13 protein-coding genes are annotated in these 15749 nt (G+C 54.9%); 11 read left to right on the top strand and 2 right to left on the bottom strand.

Annotated elements, in window-relative coordinates:
• Nucleotides 1–676 precede the first annotated feature (676 nt).
• The 6 genes from CAL22_RS17975 (at nt 677) to CAL22_RS17950 (ending at nt 7949) form a co-directional block, all read left to right on the top strand.
• Nucleotides 677–1798: an SAVED domain-containing protein gene (locus CAL22_RS17975; RefSeq protein WP_094815597.1), complete on the top strand. Its 1122-nt coding sequence runs from the start codon at nt 677–679 to the stop codon at nt 1796–1798.
• The gene (locus CAL22_RS17970; protein WP_167383680.1) at nt 1791–3005 is read left to right on the top strand and encodes a nucleotidyltransferase domain-containing protein; all 1215 of its coding nucleotides are present in this window, start codon (nt 1791–1793) and stop codon (nt 3003–3005) included. Before CAL22_RS17975 ends, CAL22_RS17970 begins: the two co-directional genes overlap by 8 nt.
• A complete protein-coding gene (locus tag CAL22_RS17965) occupies nt 2989–4785 on the top strand; it encodes a HesA/MoeB/ThiF family protein (RefSeq protein ID WP_143276989.1) in 1797 nt (598 codons plus the stop codon). The genes CAL22_RS17970 and CAL22_RS17965 overlap by 17 nt, the downstream gene beginning before the upstream one ends.
• Entirely contained in the window at nt 4778–5275 is a 498-nt protein-coding gene (locus CAL22_RS17960) for a Mov34/MPN/PAD-1 family protein (protein ID WP_094815595.1), read from the top strand. Before CAL22_RS17965 ends, CAL22_RS17960 begins: the two co-directional genes overlap by 8 nt.
• Before the next feature lie 228 nt (nt 5276–5503).
• Nucleotides 5504–7090, top strand: coding sequence for an AAA family ATPase (locus CAL22_RS17955; protein WP_094815594.1), 1587 nt, complete (start codon nt 5504–5506; stop codon nt 7088–7090).
• 4 nt (nt 7091–7094) lie between these two features.
• Complete coding sequence (locus CAL22_RS17950) at nt 7095–7949, top strand: HNH endonuclease (protein ID WP_143276988.1); 855 nt, start codon at nt 7095–7097, stop codon at nt 7947–7949.
• A 357-nt stretch (nt 7950–8306) separates the two neighbouring features.
• Here CAL22_RS17950 and CAL22_RS17945 read toward each other — a convergent pair whose 3' ends face one another.
• Complete coding sequence (locus CAL22_RS17945) at nt 8307–8591, bottom strand: transposase (RefSeq protein ID WP_244193938.1); 285 nt, start codon at nt 8589–8591, stop codon at nt 8307–8309.
• Between the two features lie 111 nt (nt 8592–8702).
• The gene (gene tnpB / locus CAL22_RS17940; RefSeq protein ID WP_167383679.1) at nt 8703–8951 is read right to left on the bottom strand and encodes an IS66 family insertion sequence element accessory protein TnpB; all 249 of its coding nucleotides are present in this window, start codon (nt 8949–8951) and stop codon (nt 8703–8705) included.
• Nucleotides 8952–9572: 621 nt separating this feature from the next.
• Between tnpB and CAL22_RS17935 the strand changes: the two genes are divergently transcribed.
• The 5 genes from CAL22_RS17935 (at nt 9573) to CAL22_RS17915 (ending at nt 15472) form a co-directional block, all read left to right on the top strand.
• Nucleotides 9573–10685: an ABC-three component system protein gene (locus CAL22_RS17935; protein WP_244193936.1), complete on the top strand. Its 1113-nt coding sequence runs from the start codon at nt 9573–9575 to the stop codon at nt 10683–10685.
• Nucleotides 10682–11176 carry an ABC-three component system middle component 2 gene (locus tag CAL22_RS21470; protein WP_094815591.1) on the top strand — a complete coding sequence of 165 codons (495 nt, stop codon included), beginning with the start codon at nt 10682–10684 and terminating at the stop codon, nt 11174–11176. Before CAL22_RS17935 ends, CAL22_RS21470 begins: the two co-directional genes overlap by 4 nt.
• Nucleotides 11167–13020: a hypothetical protein gene (locus CAL22_RS17925; protein WP_094815590.1), complete on the top strand. Its 1854-nt coding sequence runs from the start codon at nt 11167–11169 to the stop codon at nt 13018–13020. The genes CAL22_RS21470 and CAL22_RS17925 overlap by 10 nt, the downstream gene beginning before the upstream one ends.
• Nucleotides 13021–13357: 337 nt before the next feature.
• The gene (locus tag CAL22_RS17920; RefSeq protein WP_244193935.1) at nt 13358–14248 is read left to right on the top strand and encodes a tyrosine-type recombinase/integrase; all 891 of its coding nucleotides are present in this window, start codon (nt 13358–13360) and stop codon (nt 14246–14248) included.
• A 123-nt stretch (nt 14249–14371) separates the two neighbouring features.
• On the top strand, nt 14372–15472 hold the full coding sequence (locus CAL22_RS17915) for a Fic family protein (protein WP_094815589.1): 1101 nt from the start codon (nt 14372–14374) through the stop codon (nt 15470–15472).
• Nucleotides 15473–15749: the final 277 nt, after the last annotated feature.

The raw sequence follows: 15749 nt of genomic DNA, 5'->3' as shown, positions 1-15749 counted from the left end.
ATTGGCAGACTTGACTATCGGTCCGTGGGTCGTGCCTACTCAATGAACTGCGCTTTAAACGCCGTTCCACCCTCCCGATTGCGGCATTGCTTCCGTCGAGGCGTTTTCCGAACAATTAAAAAAGGCCCGCACACGTGTGCGGGCCTTGATTCTTGATAGTCGGATCGGCGGCGCCCGCAATCTGCATTCTACAAATTGCGCTTCCAAGCGGAAGCACCCCGTTCAACCAGACGACATAGCCGAGTGACTCCGGTTCTGCTCTATTGCCTCAACCGTAACGTCACCTCGGCTGGGCCTATCGTCGTATTCAGAGATACCAGAATTATATCCGCGCACCGAAATTTAGCGACGACCCTGTATGTAGGTGGTCGGCCAACTTGTACTGTTCATGTTGATTTCCCTTGAGGAGAGTTGGTCGCTACTAGCGGCAATTGACCCTCAACATTTACCCCTACGTTATCAGCAACAGTTCCGATTACTTCAATAGGTCAGCAGAGAAAAATATCAAAAAATCTCATATCTAGTCAATTTTATGAAATGATCGAAACTATTTGTGACTAAGCTCGGGATTTTGGTTGAATAGAACTGGCGTCAACCACATCATATTGATATTCTTAAGATGTAAACCACTAAATGTAGTGTCTGCTCTGGAGCGTAAGGCTTACAAAGGATCGTAATGAACTCAAAAAGTCTTATTGAGAAGCTGGTCGATTTTTATGTTCGGCCGCGTCATATCTCCGTCCAGATTTTTCGCGCCAGCATTTCGCTCCTAGGGGCATTAGCGGTCGGCGGTGGGGTCTCTATCGCCTATAAGAATATGGATTCCAGCCAGGAGTTCACTTTATCTTGGGGGGACGGCCCCGGGGCAGTCGCTTTCTGGGGACTTTTCTCTATAGCCTCAGTGGCCACCCTAGTCAGCCTGTTCATGGCTCGGCGGCGGTCCGAGTTTGAGCTCGACGAATTACGAGTTAGTCGTGTGTTGGCTGTTGAATTAAGAGGCTTGGTCGACACCGCGGACTCACCTTTGGTCAAGGCGATACCGGCAAAGATTGTCGGCCGCCGCGAATCCTGTTTGGTTGACGTGCGGCGATTGGTAATGGGGCCTACTCCCAACATCCTCGACGCATTGAACGAACTTGTTCAATTGCGGCGACAGATTCGCCTGATGACTGCTGGCACTTCGCGTGAACACCTCACCGTAGTGGCGGGAGGAGTGATGCAAGTTTCACTGCTCTTCTACGCGGGAGTGCTTTTGGACGATGAAGGACGCGTCCAGTTGATGGAATGGGAACGAACTACAGGCAACTGGAAAGAACTCGATGAACAAGATAGCGGAGAGAGGTTCTCCATTTCAGGCCTGACCGAAGTGGAGTTCCAATGCCCGGATATCGTCGTTGCTGTCTCCGCAAGCTACCTAGCCGACTTTGCTGGAATCGCGCAGACTTTTCCTGACATGCCTGTGGTGCAGCTACGTCTTCACGACCCGAAACCGAACACTCTTCTATCTGGAACGATGCAAGAAGCCTTGACGCGTCAGTTCACCGATGTCATGGCTGAGTTGGCGAACAGATCCGTCGGCAGAGTTCACCTGATCCTTGCTGCTCCGGCGACCCTTTGTGTCCGGTTTGGCCAAGCCTACGACCCCAGAAATATGCCTACGCTGAAATGCTATCAACGGGAGAGGGATCAGACTCCTCCCTATCCTTGGAACATAGAAATAGACGGGAACAAGCCTGCACGATTCGAACAAACTTCACAGCCAATTACTCAACATAACCTTGGTGCCTCCAATGTCTAGCTATCCGGCAATTCCTCAAAAGCGGTCGCGGGTAATTGCGAAGGCGATCGCACTTCGTAACGAAAGCCAGCAATGGGAAGAGTTCATCGTCCGCATGCTGAAGAAGCTCGAACTCTCTGAAGACAAGAGGGATGCAGCTACCCGGCGATATAAGGAGTTCTCTAACCACATAGCCAGAGCGTTTGACATTGAGACTAGTGATGTGCACGTGGTGGTTCAGGGATCTATGCGCACGCAGACTACGATCGCAGGTGATGGACGCGAGAAATTTGATCTTGATGTTGTAGTCAAGTTGACCGGCCCGAAGTTCTCGAATTTGGTTTATTCCGAGCCGTTCTTCCAAGATTTCGGTGCCGCACTTCGAGGAATCAGGGATGCCGGCGATCCGAAAGCCAAGAGCCGTTGCTGGCGCCTCCAGTATCCCGGAGAACCGTTTTACTTTGATGTAACCCCAGCAATCCCGATGCAGGCATGGATTGAAGGGACCATCCTCAAGGTCCGCGACCCTGAACTCGTCTGGAGCCCTTCGAACCCTGAAGAGTTTGCGGACTGGTTTTGCGCTATCGCAAACCGCCGGTTTCCTTTCCAGACGATACGTAAAGCCTTCGCTGTCGACGCCCGAACTACGGTCGATCCCATACCGCAAGAGCGGATTGGGCTAGATGACATTCTCCGGCGCTTAGTTCAACTAATGAAGCTTCACCGTGACAGCTATTACAAGCAACAGGCCGACTATCGTCAGGCAGCCAAACCCATTTCCGTGATTCTTGTAACGCTAGCGGCAAAGGCATACAAGGAATTGATAGAGAACGATCTGCATGGATTCACCAGTGCCATCGAGGTAGCGCTTGAAGTCGTAGCACGGATGCCGGACTTCATAGATCGCAATGGACACGCATACAGCATCAACAATCCCGCATTGCCGGGCACTGTCCGCGAAAATTTCGCAGACAAGTGGAATAGCGATGGCGGCTTGCGCGCCCGCGAATTTGAAACATGGCACACACGTTTAGAAAACGACTTGGAAGCGCTGTTCTCGGAGGAATATTCCAAACGGTCCGAGAATCGCGTCCAGGCCATCTTTGGACAGCAGGGAGTTCAAGCATGGAAGGCCAGCCAAGGAGCTGGTCCGCTTGCAGGCTTGTTGAGCGGTGTATCAGTCCCTTCTGGGCCCAGAAAGTCGAGCGCGAGTGACACTTTTGCCTGACACCAGCGATATTCTTTCCCCCTTCCAACATGCGGCCCAAGCGGTCGAGCAGTGGTTGGATGTCGAGGGCAATACGTATGTAAGTCGTTCGAGCCGGAACAACGCCCGACGGAGGGTGGCCTGTTGGGACCTAGACCTTGACCACCCCTTATTGGGTAAGGTTCGAGTCCAGCTCTCGATAGCACATGATTTTCCTGCGTCTACGCCCCAGCTCCATTTCCCTGAGGGGCTATGTCTTCAATTCCCGCACATTGAGGAGGATGGCAAATTTTGCCATGGCGTAGAGCCGTCCCCTGATGACTATAACGATCCTCGTGCTGTTGTTGTTGAGGTGCTGAAGAAGCTATCCAAGTATTTAGGAGACATTGTTAACCCAGCATGGGTCAGAGCCGAATTCCAACGTGAGCGCCTCGCCTATTGGAACCGCTTTTGCTACCTCTCTTACAAGAAGTATGGTGCACCAACACCCCGTAGTGTGCTCGCTGCCTTACAAAACATCTCCCAGGTCACGGAAGGAAAGATCGCCAGCTATCATGCTCGAGGGCCAGGTCGCGCAACTTCACGCCGCGACATGGAGCTCCGCAGCACCATGCTACTGGCCTCCGTTGGAACGGTTGATCCCCATACGCTAGCAGTTCAACATGGGTGGCCGAAAGGAACCCTTGTTAGGGGAGAGGCGCTGTGGGTTCCCGTCCCTAAAGACTTGTCCTGGACCCCGACAGATTGGCCGAAGTCTCTAGATGAACTCGAGCAGCTGGTGCTTGGGATGACAAATGACAGCCATTCGGTCATCGCTTGGCTCAGGCAAAAAATTACACAAAATGCGCAAGAGAAATCGGCCGAAGACTACCATCCAAAACTGATCATCCTGGTGCAAGATCGAACATGTTTCGGCTATTTGATCACACCCAATTTGATACCGCAGCTAACTGGTCCTGGGGTGGTGCCTGTCGAGATTGACCGCGTAGATGCCGATTGGGCTCTGGCCAGAGACCATCAAACCGAGGTTTTAGAGCTTCGCCGTCAGAAACGTGTCTTGCTAATTGGCTGCGGCTCGATCGGTGCGCCGATTGCCGACCTCTTAGCCCGGGCCGGTATTGGAGAACTCCACCTGGCCGACAAGGAAAACTTCAGTATCGAAAATTGTGCCCGCCATCTCCTTGGGGCGGAGCACGTGGGGCAATCGAAGGCAACCGCTTTAGCCAGCAGGATACGACGACAGACTCCTGGCATTCAGACCAAGGCCTTACGAGTCTTAGCTACAGATTGGATATCTCAAGTCTGCTCACCAGGGGAATACGATCTTGTCATAGACTGCACGGGAGATGGCGCAGTGCGCACGATGATTTCTCAGTTCAGGAGTAGCGCATTCGGCGACGCCGGCATCGTTCATGTATGGATAGAACCCCATGGTGCAGCGGCACACACTGTGTATGCCACCAAGGAATCCCCGTGGCCGCCTGACGATCCGTGGGAAAAGGTAAATGCAGCAACATGGCCTCCTGATGTTCGCGTGCAACTGCCGGCATGCTCCTCAGGTTTCCACATTTACGGTGCAGCAGATGCTTGGCAAACCGCCGGATTCGCTACGGAACGGATTCTTTCGTGTCTCGACGGTAACGTGTATGACTCAACTGTTTGGAGTTGGGTACGGTCATCTGCATACTTTGACAAACTGAACGTGACGATAGTCCGCAGCTCTCTGATTCCCATAAGCGACTCCAGCTTCGAGTCCTCTCAAATCACTCGCTCTCTTGAATCAGTGCTCGGTCATGAATGAAGAAGCACTAATTTACGCACTGCCTGGCGCCATCTGGTCACTGGTGTTTCCACCTGACGTTCTCGGAGTTCTTCGTGGGAATGCACAGAAAAGCAAGAAATCGAGGGAGATGGCAGGACAACTCTATGCCAAAAATTTGGCCAGTGACCGTATCTTGATTGACACAGCCACAATTTTGACGCCCAAACGCTCTTGGTTCACTGGGGTGAAAATCGACATAGCTGCGGTCGATGCAGAGAGAGCAATGATGTTCGCGGGCGGTCTTCACTGTTTGGGCTTTTGGCACTCACATCCCGAGCCCATACCACAGCCATCCTATACAGACCAAGTCTTGGCAGCTAAACACGCGGTGGCTGCCCGGGAAGAGTTCACCGCCCTAGTTTTCGTAATTATCGGAACAGAAACATTCCCTGATGGCCTAGGTGTTTGGGTCCATGACGGCACCAAACTTCTTCGTGCGGTAAACGTCATCCCTCAGGCCGTCGTTTAGGCCCGCTCCCCTGCAAGTCCTTTCCGTGCCCCACAGGCATTGCATTGAGTCGGGAATTTCATTTCTGGTCCAAACTAATCCGGGGTTTGAGTCACGCCGCTTCTAGAATTGGATATCAACGACTTTTCAGTAAACGTATTCGTTTGTCACTTCGCTTGTGGCAACCTAGAATATCCGTCAGATCTTTCGGTGCGGATGTACAGCGCGACTGCCTCATCATATTGAGAAATGCAAAAAAACTCTAAATCCCTACCGTTTCACGTCCTGGCTCGGAGCGAAAAAATTCCTGCGGATGCCAAAGGATGGTCGGCTTACTTGGAGACCGATTATTGGGATGATTGGGGAAAATACCGCACTCAGTTCTACCTAACCATCGTTGATACGCATGGAAAAAAGCACGGAATTGGGCAAGTAAAAATAGGCTCGCGCGGATTGAAGCCTCACTCTGGTGGCGATGACATACCTTCTGGGCATCGTTATCCAGCCCTTGACAAGGACTTCACTCTGCTCGGCAGCAATTACTTTTCGGTGGGTCAGGATGAAGATTACTACTCGAGCCTTGATGCTCTAGGAGACCTAATTCGGGAGCAAGTCCTCGTCGCTTTAAAGGACGTCGCGTGGGATGCCGCTTTGTGGAAGTGGGCTAAGGACGAATACGTCATGGGAGAGTCATTGCTCCGCTCCGTCACGCGCAGCACGGTGGAAGGTCAGTTCCGAAGAATGGCGCGGGGCGATGCCCGTGTTACGCGTTACGAGTTTTCTTACTCTCCACCAAAGCGCCTCGGCGAAGGAGCGCCGCCGTTCGAGCTCGAATTTAGCGTTGACCCAAGTTCACGGATCCCTACCAATGTCCATATTCTTATAGGGAGGAATGGTGTTGGGAAGACTCGTCTGCTTTCCCTTATGACCAAGGCGCTGGTCGCGAAGGATGCGTCTGCTAAGCAGTCAGGGAAATTCGAACTCAGTGAGCAAGGAAAAAATAGCGGCACGTTCGCAAACGTAGTTGCCGTTTCCTTCAGCGCCTTTGATGAGGCTGACCTGCTACCGGACCGAGACTCCTCCTCCGATGCTCTCGGCTTCTCGTACATTGGGCTTCGGGGATGGGCTAGCGACTCGCCTACAGCATCGATTAAGCCCAAGTCTCCGCAAATGCTCGCCACGGAATTCGTAAATAGTCTGAAGGAGTGCCGTATCGGAGCTCGGCGCAGGAGGTGGGCTGAAGTAGTCGGCACGCTTCAGTCCGACCCGGTATTTAAGGCCGCTCAACTCGCTGAAGTGATTGAGGCAGATCTATCCGATAAGGAAGAGCTGGAGGGTGTCCTCAAAACATTTAAAGCACTGAGTTCTGGACACAAAATCGTGCTTCTCACCTTGACGAGACTTGTCGAAAAGGTTGAAGAAAGAACTCTGGTCCTCATTGACGAACCTGAAGGACATCTTCACCCTCCGCTGCTATCCGCCATGACCCGCGCGATTTCCGAACTCTTAGTGAGGCGGAATGGCGTTGCCGTCGTCGCCACACACTCTCCGATCATCCTCCAGGAAGTGCCGCGATCCTGCGTTTGGATCATCAATCGCATACTAACCGCGTCCAAGGCGGAGCGCCCGACTATTGAGACGTTTGGCGAGAGCATTGGGATACTCAGCAGGGAGGTTTTCCAGCTCGAACTATCGCAGTCGGGGTATCACCAAATTCTAAATGATGTCCGACGCGAGGCGGTGTCCTACGAGGACGCATTGGACCTTATGGGACACCAATTGGGTGCCGAGGGCAAGGCTGTCCTCCGAGCGATGTATGTGAATGACGAAGACTGAGAGCATGAGGTATCTATCCCTTCCGAAAGATGATAAAGCCGATGCATACGTAGCGCGGGACGTATTCGATACTTGTGTTGCAATGGTCAAGAACGTGGAGCTGAGAGCAAGGCTTGAGGCCATCAGCAGCGACATCGAGAAAGCGTCGGAAGACTACGATTTGGCAGCAGCTGCTAAGTCCCTCTACTTGACTCCCCTTACCACCAGGGTGCGCACGGTCGTTGCGGAAGAGTTGGTAAAGGTTTACACGTTGCGGATGGTCCCCAAAAAAGCCAAAGGGCGGCCAGTTTATGACCAAATCATGTCGATACCGGTGAACGGGCGATGCCCGTTTTGCGGCATCGGGACTGTGAACACCCTTGACCACTATCTTCCAAAGACGCATTTCCCTGCGCTTTCGGTTACGCCGCATAACCTGGTGCCAGCATGTACGTGGTGCCAAGGCGAGAAGATGGAGTACTACCCAACGAGGGCTGGGGAACAATTGCTACACCCCTATTTCGACGACTTCGATCATGACATTTGGCTTGCCGCTGAGGTTGTCGTTGGTTCCCCAGCAGCATTCCGCTACCGGGCATCTCCTCCTGTTAATTGGACACTGGATGAAAAGGCACGAGTGGCGTCCCACCTAAAGGAACTGAAGCTTGGCAGCCTGTTTGGTTCGAATGCAGGTAGCCGACTTGCCGAGATTCGAGGACGATTGGTGAAACTGCACGACGTTGGTGGAGCTGATGCTGTACGCGCTCACTTGAGGGAGGAGCTCGATAGCATCGAGGCAGATCAGAAGAATTCATGGGTAGCAGCCATGTATCGGGGAGCCATCGCCAGCGATTGGTTCTGTGACGGCGGCTTTCGCTAATTACGACGTCGCGGCCAAGTGCGGGCCCGGTACCCAGAGGCCCAGAACGAAATCGCCACCAGCGCGAACGAAAGGCCCGACGATGCATGAAGCCCCCATGACCGCGCCTAGAGACACGGCCAAATACACGGAATCCGTTGCCACCGCTTTGCACTGATGGCTTGACGGCTCGTGTTCTGGCGTTTTGTTATGGGCCGATACCGAGCTTCTTATATCGTCGTAGTCTATGCTGCATTGACAACCTGTCCGCCGCGGTGCGGAGGAAGTTCGCCTTCAGCACGTTGAGCACGCGAGTCAGGGCACCTTCCTCCCTGAGTTTCAAAAAGCGCAGGAAAATCGTTTATCAAGGACAAACTTTCACAAGGCTGTTTTGCTTATCGCCTCGCGCAGCGCGTTGACTTCCTCTTCGATGGCCGCCCTGTCGGCATCCATCGTTCCTTCCAGAAGGCTTGCCTGCGCGGGGTTCAGTTGCTCGCAGCGCTTGCCGTAGCGCCAGCGCTTGTACAGCGCCAGCTCCGGCATGAGCTGGTCGATGTGCGTCTGTTTGAAGTGCAGTACGCGATCCCGCTCGGCAATCACCGCATCGTGCGCCGCTATCTGGGCGTCACGCGTGGCCACCTCGCCCATCAGGCGTTCGGCCAACGCGCGCAGTTGCTGCGCGTCGAGGGGTGTCCTGGGATGCGGTACTCATGGCCGCCAGTATGCCGCAGGGCTCGCCGCGGGGGTATTGGCGTCTTGCCGGATTGTCAGGCGCTACAACACCGAGATCGCTCCTGCCGCGCCCACATGCTGCCAGGGCAAGCCCAGCGCCAGCGCCTGCCATTGTTCGCCGTCGACCGCGAGGGGGGGGCCACGCAGGGCATCGGCCCACACGAACCTGCCTTGGTTCAGCCGGCGCGCGGCCAGCCACACGCCGATCCCGTCGTGCACCAGCACCTTCATGCGGTTGGCGCGCCGGTTTGCGAAGCAATAGGCGTGGTGCGGGCGAGCAACGCCGAACACCGCCACCACCCGGGCCAGAGCGCCGTCTCAGTGCCTGGGCGCATGTCCAGCGGCTCGGTCGCCAGCCAGATCGCATCGACACGGATCACCGCAGCCACTTACGTAGCCACGCCACGCATGCGCCCGCTTCACTCACGGGCCATTGCACCGTCGCTTGCGCGGGACCGCGCGACAAGCGGATCTCGATGTGACGGCCTGACGAGGGCACCGCGGGCAACGCGACCGGCACGAACGCCGGCGCTACAGGGTTCTGCCGTTCGGCCTGGCGAATCCACTTATGCACCAGGTTCGCGTTCACGCCGTGTGACAGCGCCACGCCGGCAATGGAGGTTCATGGCTGACTGCACTGGGCTACGATCTGGGCCTTCAGCGCCTTCGGATAAGACCGGCGCTTAGGCATCGGCGCTAATTCTGTCTTCGACACGGTGTCCACCTAAAAGTGGTGGACACTATCGGGGACAATGGCTGCGTTCAATATGGGTTTGCCGGGCGCTTACGGTGCTCAGACAGCGGGAACCGCTTTAGTGGCTCCTTGTAGAAGATCGTTGCTTTGACAGCTCGACAATGTTTGGTGGTTACAATCGGTTGTAAAGCAGTGATTGTTTTCGTCCGTTCCTCCACGTGACTTCCGACCTTACCCAAAACCTGCCGTCCGCTTCTGTGATGACAACATCAAAGAAAAAGCCCGCTACGAAGAAGATAAATCGTCTCGCTGTGAAGCACGGAGCGGTGCCTCCATCCGTTCAGGTTCAACACTTCAATGAGGACCAATGGGAAGAATTTATCGAGGAGGCATGCCAGCGTAGGCCAGGTGGAGAACACATCTATAGCTTCGTAAAAAAGCTGGGTGGCGCTGGTGACGGTGGCCGCGATATCGAGGCCCGGCTTGTCGAACAGCAAGTGGCGGGTCAATGGGATTTGTACCAAGCCAAGCATTACGCGAGTGGAATAACACCTTCTGTTTTTTTTCCAGAGCTTGGTAAATTTTTTCGCAACCTATTGGCTGGCGTGTACAAGTCGCCTCGGCACTACTATCTCTGCGCACCTAAGAATGCAGGGAATGATCTACATAATTTGTTTGCTGACCCAGCTACGTTCAAGGAGACCTTCCTCGACGCGTGGGAAAAGGGTAATACTGGCTTCAAGAACAAGACGGGCTTGCTCACCGATGACTTGAAGCGGCTGATCAATGCATTCGACTTCTCGCGCATCCGTGAGTGCTTAGTGCGAGACCTAATCGAATGGCACTCTGAAAACAAGAAGCGCCATTACTCTTTGTTCGGCATTGAGGCAGAGAGGGGTGATGATCCATTGACTCCCCATACCCCAGATGGTTCGGAGATGATCTACGTTTCCGAGCTCTTGCGTGTGTACGAAGAGCATCATGGAACGCCGGTGAGCCTTGCGGATGTTCTCGCGTCTACTAGGTACGCAGAGCACTTTAGTGATCAACGTTCGTACTTCTACTGCGCCGAAGGGCTCAAGCAGTTCAGCCGAGATATCTATGGTGAAGATGAGTTCGTTGCATTTCTGACGCTTGTTCAGGCAGGTATTCGGCCATGGCTAAACAGCTTGAAAACCAAGACCGGTCTTGAGCGTCTCGAGGACGTGTTGCAAGGGGTGAACACGCTGAAGCTGAGCGATAGCGTGCTTGCTAAAACACTGCGACCGAACGACTTGCCGGGCTCTTGCCACCATCTGGCTAACGATAAAAAGATCAAGTGGGTCAAATGAAAAGGAAATCCCCCCCTGTTTTCAACACACCATTTGAGCTGGGGCTTCGAATGGTATACCTGCTTCAAGCCCTGTTCCCCCGCGGAGCAGATTTGCAGAAGCTCGTATTGCTGGACTATGCCGTGGTCTACTCCGCCGATCTAGAGGGACCTACGAGTCTACATACGCCAGTGCCTTACAGAGGGGGGGAGTTGATGAGTCGGCGAGAGCTGATCGAACAAGGGCTTCATCTAATGAGCACCCGTGCGCTCGTTACGGCTAGTTGGGGGGCTGAGGGAATCACATACTTTGCCGGCGAAAATTCTCGGGCTTTAACGGGCGGGCTTGGATCCCCATATCTGCGAAAACTTGATGTGAGATGCGCATGGGTTGCAAGCCACTTCGGAGATATGGATTCGTTGACACTCACGGAAGAGTTCTCGGCTAGCGGCCATCTATGGGGAGCAGAGGTCGAGACACAATCCTACGGTCAGGGGCATTTATGGGAATAGTGTTATTTAAGCTCTGGGCGACAGGCCCAGATCTGCCGGATGCCGAGGTTAATTTTGATTCTAAACGGCAACTGATACTTGGTCCGAGCGATACAGGTAAGTCTTATATCCGTGAGTGTTTGTGGTACATGTTGGGTGGCGACAAGCCACCAAAGTGGTTCCCGCTTGCGCAAGGCTATGACGAGCTCCACTTGAGGTTTTCCTCTGATGGTCAGGACTACGAGATATCCCGTGGCATCAAGGGCGGCTTGCCTACCATATTTCGTCGCAATCAAGATACTGATGGCGATGATTCGCTTGAGCCCATCGACCAAAAGTTGGGGGAATTTCTGGTTGAGTTATCCGGTGCTAGCGGCAGTGTGATCCTACATTCGGCAAGCAAGAAAGGCCGTGTGACTGGCGACGACCTACGTCATTGGACGTTAGTGTCGCAGACCTCAATCATGGGTGAGGGCCATACCGCGGGGACAAACTATGCTCAAGTACCTCAGCGCGTAGCATCGTTCAATCTGTTCCTCACGGGACAAGATGATGCTGCTATAACGATAAAAAAGTCTAACTCTGAGGTTGATCGTATCAGAGGTCAGTTGACTTCCGCTGAGGAATCACTGATTCGGGTCAAAGCAGACATCGACTCCGACGTCCTTCGCGAAGACGTCGAGAAAGCACTGGCGAGCGTCGACAAGAATCTGAATGAGCTGAATCTTCAGTATGAGGCCAGGGCGTCAAAGCTCAGGTCGGTAAGGAAAGAAATCGCGCAGGCCGCATCGGAAGTGAGGAGTTGGACCGTTCGTCGCGACCAATCTGGCTCGATGATTTCCAGGTTTGAGATCCTGGAGCAAAAGTACAACAATGACTTAGAGCGATTGGGCGCGGCTGGAGAGGGCGTAGAATTTTTTCTGGAGCTCTCAGAGATCCCATGTCCGCTATGTGGCACTCCGCCTCTCGCACAGGACCACGTACCTGTACAGCTGGAAAAACCTGATAGCTATCGCAAAGCCATCGCCGCTGAAGCCGGGAAAATCTCCAATCTGAGGGCAGGGTTGGTTTCTGCCCTGAAAACTGAGAGGGAGCGCTTTCAGAGATTTGGTGATCAAGTGATCCTAAAGCGAACTGATTTGGATCGGCTGGAGCAACGGGAGGCGGCTGCTTTGACCGGTGTTCGTATCGAGTTTTCGACGGATCCCAAAACCCTCGCGGAACGCCGAGGCGAGTTGTCGGCGCAGCTTGGGGCTCTTGATGAAATTGCGCGGCTCGAGGCGGAGATCACTCGGTTGAAGGGGCTAAAGGTCAGGCCGAAAGTGACTGTGACTCGGGACGGAGGAACAGATGGAAGAGCTGTGGCCGATCAGTCGAAGGCCATGCTGGAGGCTTGGGGATTCAGTGACATCAAGAATATTGCTCTGGATGCAGCAGCGTGTGATTTAGTGCTAAATGATCGGCCCAGACTCAGCTACGGTGCGGGTAAGCGAGCGCTCTACCTTTCTGCGTTGACTATTGCTCTTATGGAACACGCACTTCAAGAAGGGCATCCCCACCTGGGTGTCGTTGTGATCGACTCTCCGCTGAGGGCGTACGGCGATCCCAAGTTCGCCGGTGAAGGAGAGGTTCCTGCCGCGACTGTGGGTGAGAAGTTCTACGCGTGGTTGGCCGCGTTCCAAGGTAAAGGCCAAATCATCGTGATGGAGAACACTAACGTTCCCGCAATTGTTGCGAAGTCCCTCCCCACGGAGGAGTTTGTCGGGCTGGGAGGGGATGGTCGGATTGGGTTTTATCCTTACCGAGACCTCCCTGAAGGATCGAGCGAGACGACTGCACTGGATTCCAATGACGAGGAGTTTTAATCAGTAGGGTCTTTTTATGCTGTGATGTGTGCCCAACAACCACCAGGTATGGACACCGCTCGGTTGGAATAAGTTCTTCTAATTCAGTTGGTTAAGTCGTGTCCATACTCTTGTAACTTAAGGGTGCCTCGGTAACGTCTGACGAATTTGCTGGATCTCAGTAGCGCTCAGTAGCGCGTGGTGGACAGGTTGGCCCATTTGAAATCAATGGGTTGCGTAAAAAATACGGTCTGCTGAGTGTTCCTATTGTTCATCGAGGTCCAGAAAATTCGGGGGTAGCGTCGGGGGGGCTCGTGTTCAACCGTGGGGGTACATCTCCCCGCAGTGGAGTCCAACGATGCCCGAAAACCTACTCACCGACCTCAAGGTCAGGTCGGCCAAATCGACTGATCGAGACTGGAAACTTTCAGACGGCGGGAGCTTGTTCCTGCTGGTCAAGCCCACCGGCGGCAAGCTCTGGCGGTGGAAGTACCGCCTGCAAGGCAAGGAGAACCCCTTTGCCATTGGCGGCTTTCCTCAAGTAAGTCTTGCGGAGGCACGTGCGGCCCGAGAGAAGGCGCGTGCCCTGGTCAAGCAAGGCATTCATCCTGCGCATGAGCGGCAGCAGGTCAAGCGGCGCAACCTCGAAGCGCTGGAAGAACGCAAGCGCGCAAAGGAAAGCTCGTTCGCCAAGGTGGCGCGGGCGTACCTGGCCGAGATCAAGCCAGTCTTTGCGCTCAGTTCCTACCGCAGGAAAGAGTCCCGCATCAGGAAGTACCTGTCGCCCAAGTTCGACGGGATGCCGATGAGCGACATCGGGGTCAAACAGATTCGTCCGCTGCTGGAGGAATGCAAGTCCCACGGAGCCTGGGCGGCGATTCACGTCAAAGGCGATCTGTCGGCGATCTTCGAGTTCGCGGTGGTGCGGGGTCTGGTCGAGGCCAATCCTATTCCCAGTCTTCGCGGGCGGCTGCGCGTGCCGTTCTGCGAGAGCAGGGCCGCGTTGACGCGAGAGCAAATCCAGAAGTTCTATCAGGAGTTGCGCGGCTACCGGGGCTATCCGGAAACCTCGTTGTGCCTGCGGCTGATTGCGCTGACCGCCTGCCGTCCAGGGGAGGCGGCGGATGCCGAGTGGGACGAGTTCGACTTTGAGGATGCCTTGTGGCGTCGGCCTGCGGCGAAGATGAAAGCGCGACGTGACCATGTCAGCATGTCAGCCCGTTGTCGGCGCAGGCCATTGCCGTGCTGAAGGACGATCCAACGTTCTTCAGGAAATGGGGTAGTCAAACACAAGTAATGGGGTATTGTCTTAGATAATACCCCATTTAAAGGCTAAGATTACCCCATTTAGATAGCCTGAGTTTACATTTTCATGCATTCGCTCACGCCCGAGTACCTTGCCGCGCTTCGCTTCGATGGCACCCAGGCCGCCACGCTGCGCACACTTGGCGAGTACCAGGGTAAGCAGCAGCTCTACGCAGTGCAGTCGCCCGAAGCCCTCAAGGGGCTACGCCAGATCGCCGTGGTGGAGTCCACCGAGTCATCCAACCGGCTGGAAGGCGTTGTCGTCTCACCCTCGCGGTTGAAGTCTCTGGTCATCCGCAACGCAACGCCCAAGAGCCGTTCCGAACAGGAGATCGCGGGCTACCGTGACGCCCTGGCGCTGATCCACGAATCGGCCGCGCACATGTCCTTCAGCGAGGGAGTGGTGCTGCAACTACACACCCTGCTGTACCGCTATATGCCGCAGGCGGGCGGGCGCTGGAAAGCCACCAACAACGACATCATCGAACGCCATCCCGATGGCACGCCGCGGTTGCGCTTCCAACCAGTTGCTACGCATCTCACGCCGATGGCCATGGCTGATCTGACAGGGCGCTACGCCACCGCGCTGGACCAGCACTTGGCCGACCCGTTGGTACTGGTGCCGCTGGCGATGCTCGACTTCCTGTGCATCCACCCGTTTTCCGACGGCAACGGCCGCATGTCCCGCCTGCTGACCTTGGCGCTGCTTTACCACTTCGACTATGCCGTGGGTCGCTATATCAGCTTGGAACGCATCTTCGAGGACACCAAGGAAGGCTCACGAAACGCTTTTGAAGCAAGCTCTCAGGGCTGGCACCAGGGGCAGCACAACGTCAAGCCTTGGCTCGACTACTTCTGGGGTGCCTTGCTACGGGCCTATCGTGAGTTCGAGGAGCGTGTCGGCACGATTGAGCGTGGCCGTGGCAGCAAGGGCGACCGTGTGCGCGCGGAAGTTCTGGGGCGCACTCTGCCGTTTTCGATTTCCGAGATTGAAGAAGCCTGCCCGGGCGTGAGCCGGGACATGGTTCGACTAGTGCTGCGGGCGATGAAATCAGAAGGCTCAATTGAATCGACTTGCAAGGGGCGAGGTGCGAAATGGAAGCGCATCACGGCAGGCGACTCTGGTAGTACAGCGGTTCTGGCGATTGGTCACGAGATGGATCAGTGAGCACGCTTCCTCGACCAGCTCATCGAACGATATGAAGGCGTTTCCAGTGGTTTTGTTGGCATCGTTGTGCCTGATAGGGCCATTGTCATCTATCCGATGAATGCCCGGGCCAACGGCCAGTTGGAAGAACTCGAGGCGTTTCGGCATGGCTATCGTATGTAAGGGCTGCTTGGCGTAGTGCGTATGCCACTTCGCCCCAAGGCTGCATTTCGATGCGGCCTTTTGCTTTGGGCGGGTTCGGCGAGGGGCTACGCGTTCGGGCACGGGACGCTATCGG

The organism is Bordetella genomosp. 12, assembly GCF_002261355.1.
Lineage (GTDB): Bacteria > Pseudomonadota > Gammaproteobacteria > Burkholderiales > Burkholderiaceae_B > Bordetella.
The sequence above is the reverse complement of the archived record's forward strand: the minus strand, read 5'-3'. Positions and strand labels throughout refer to the sequence as shown.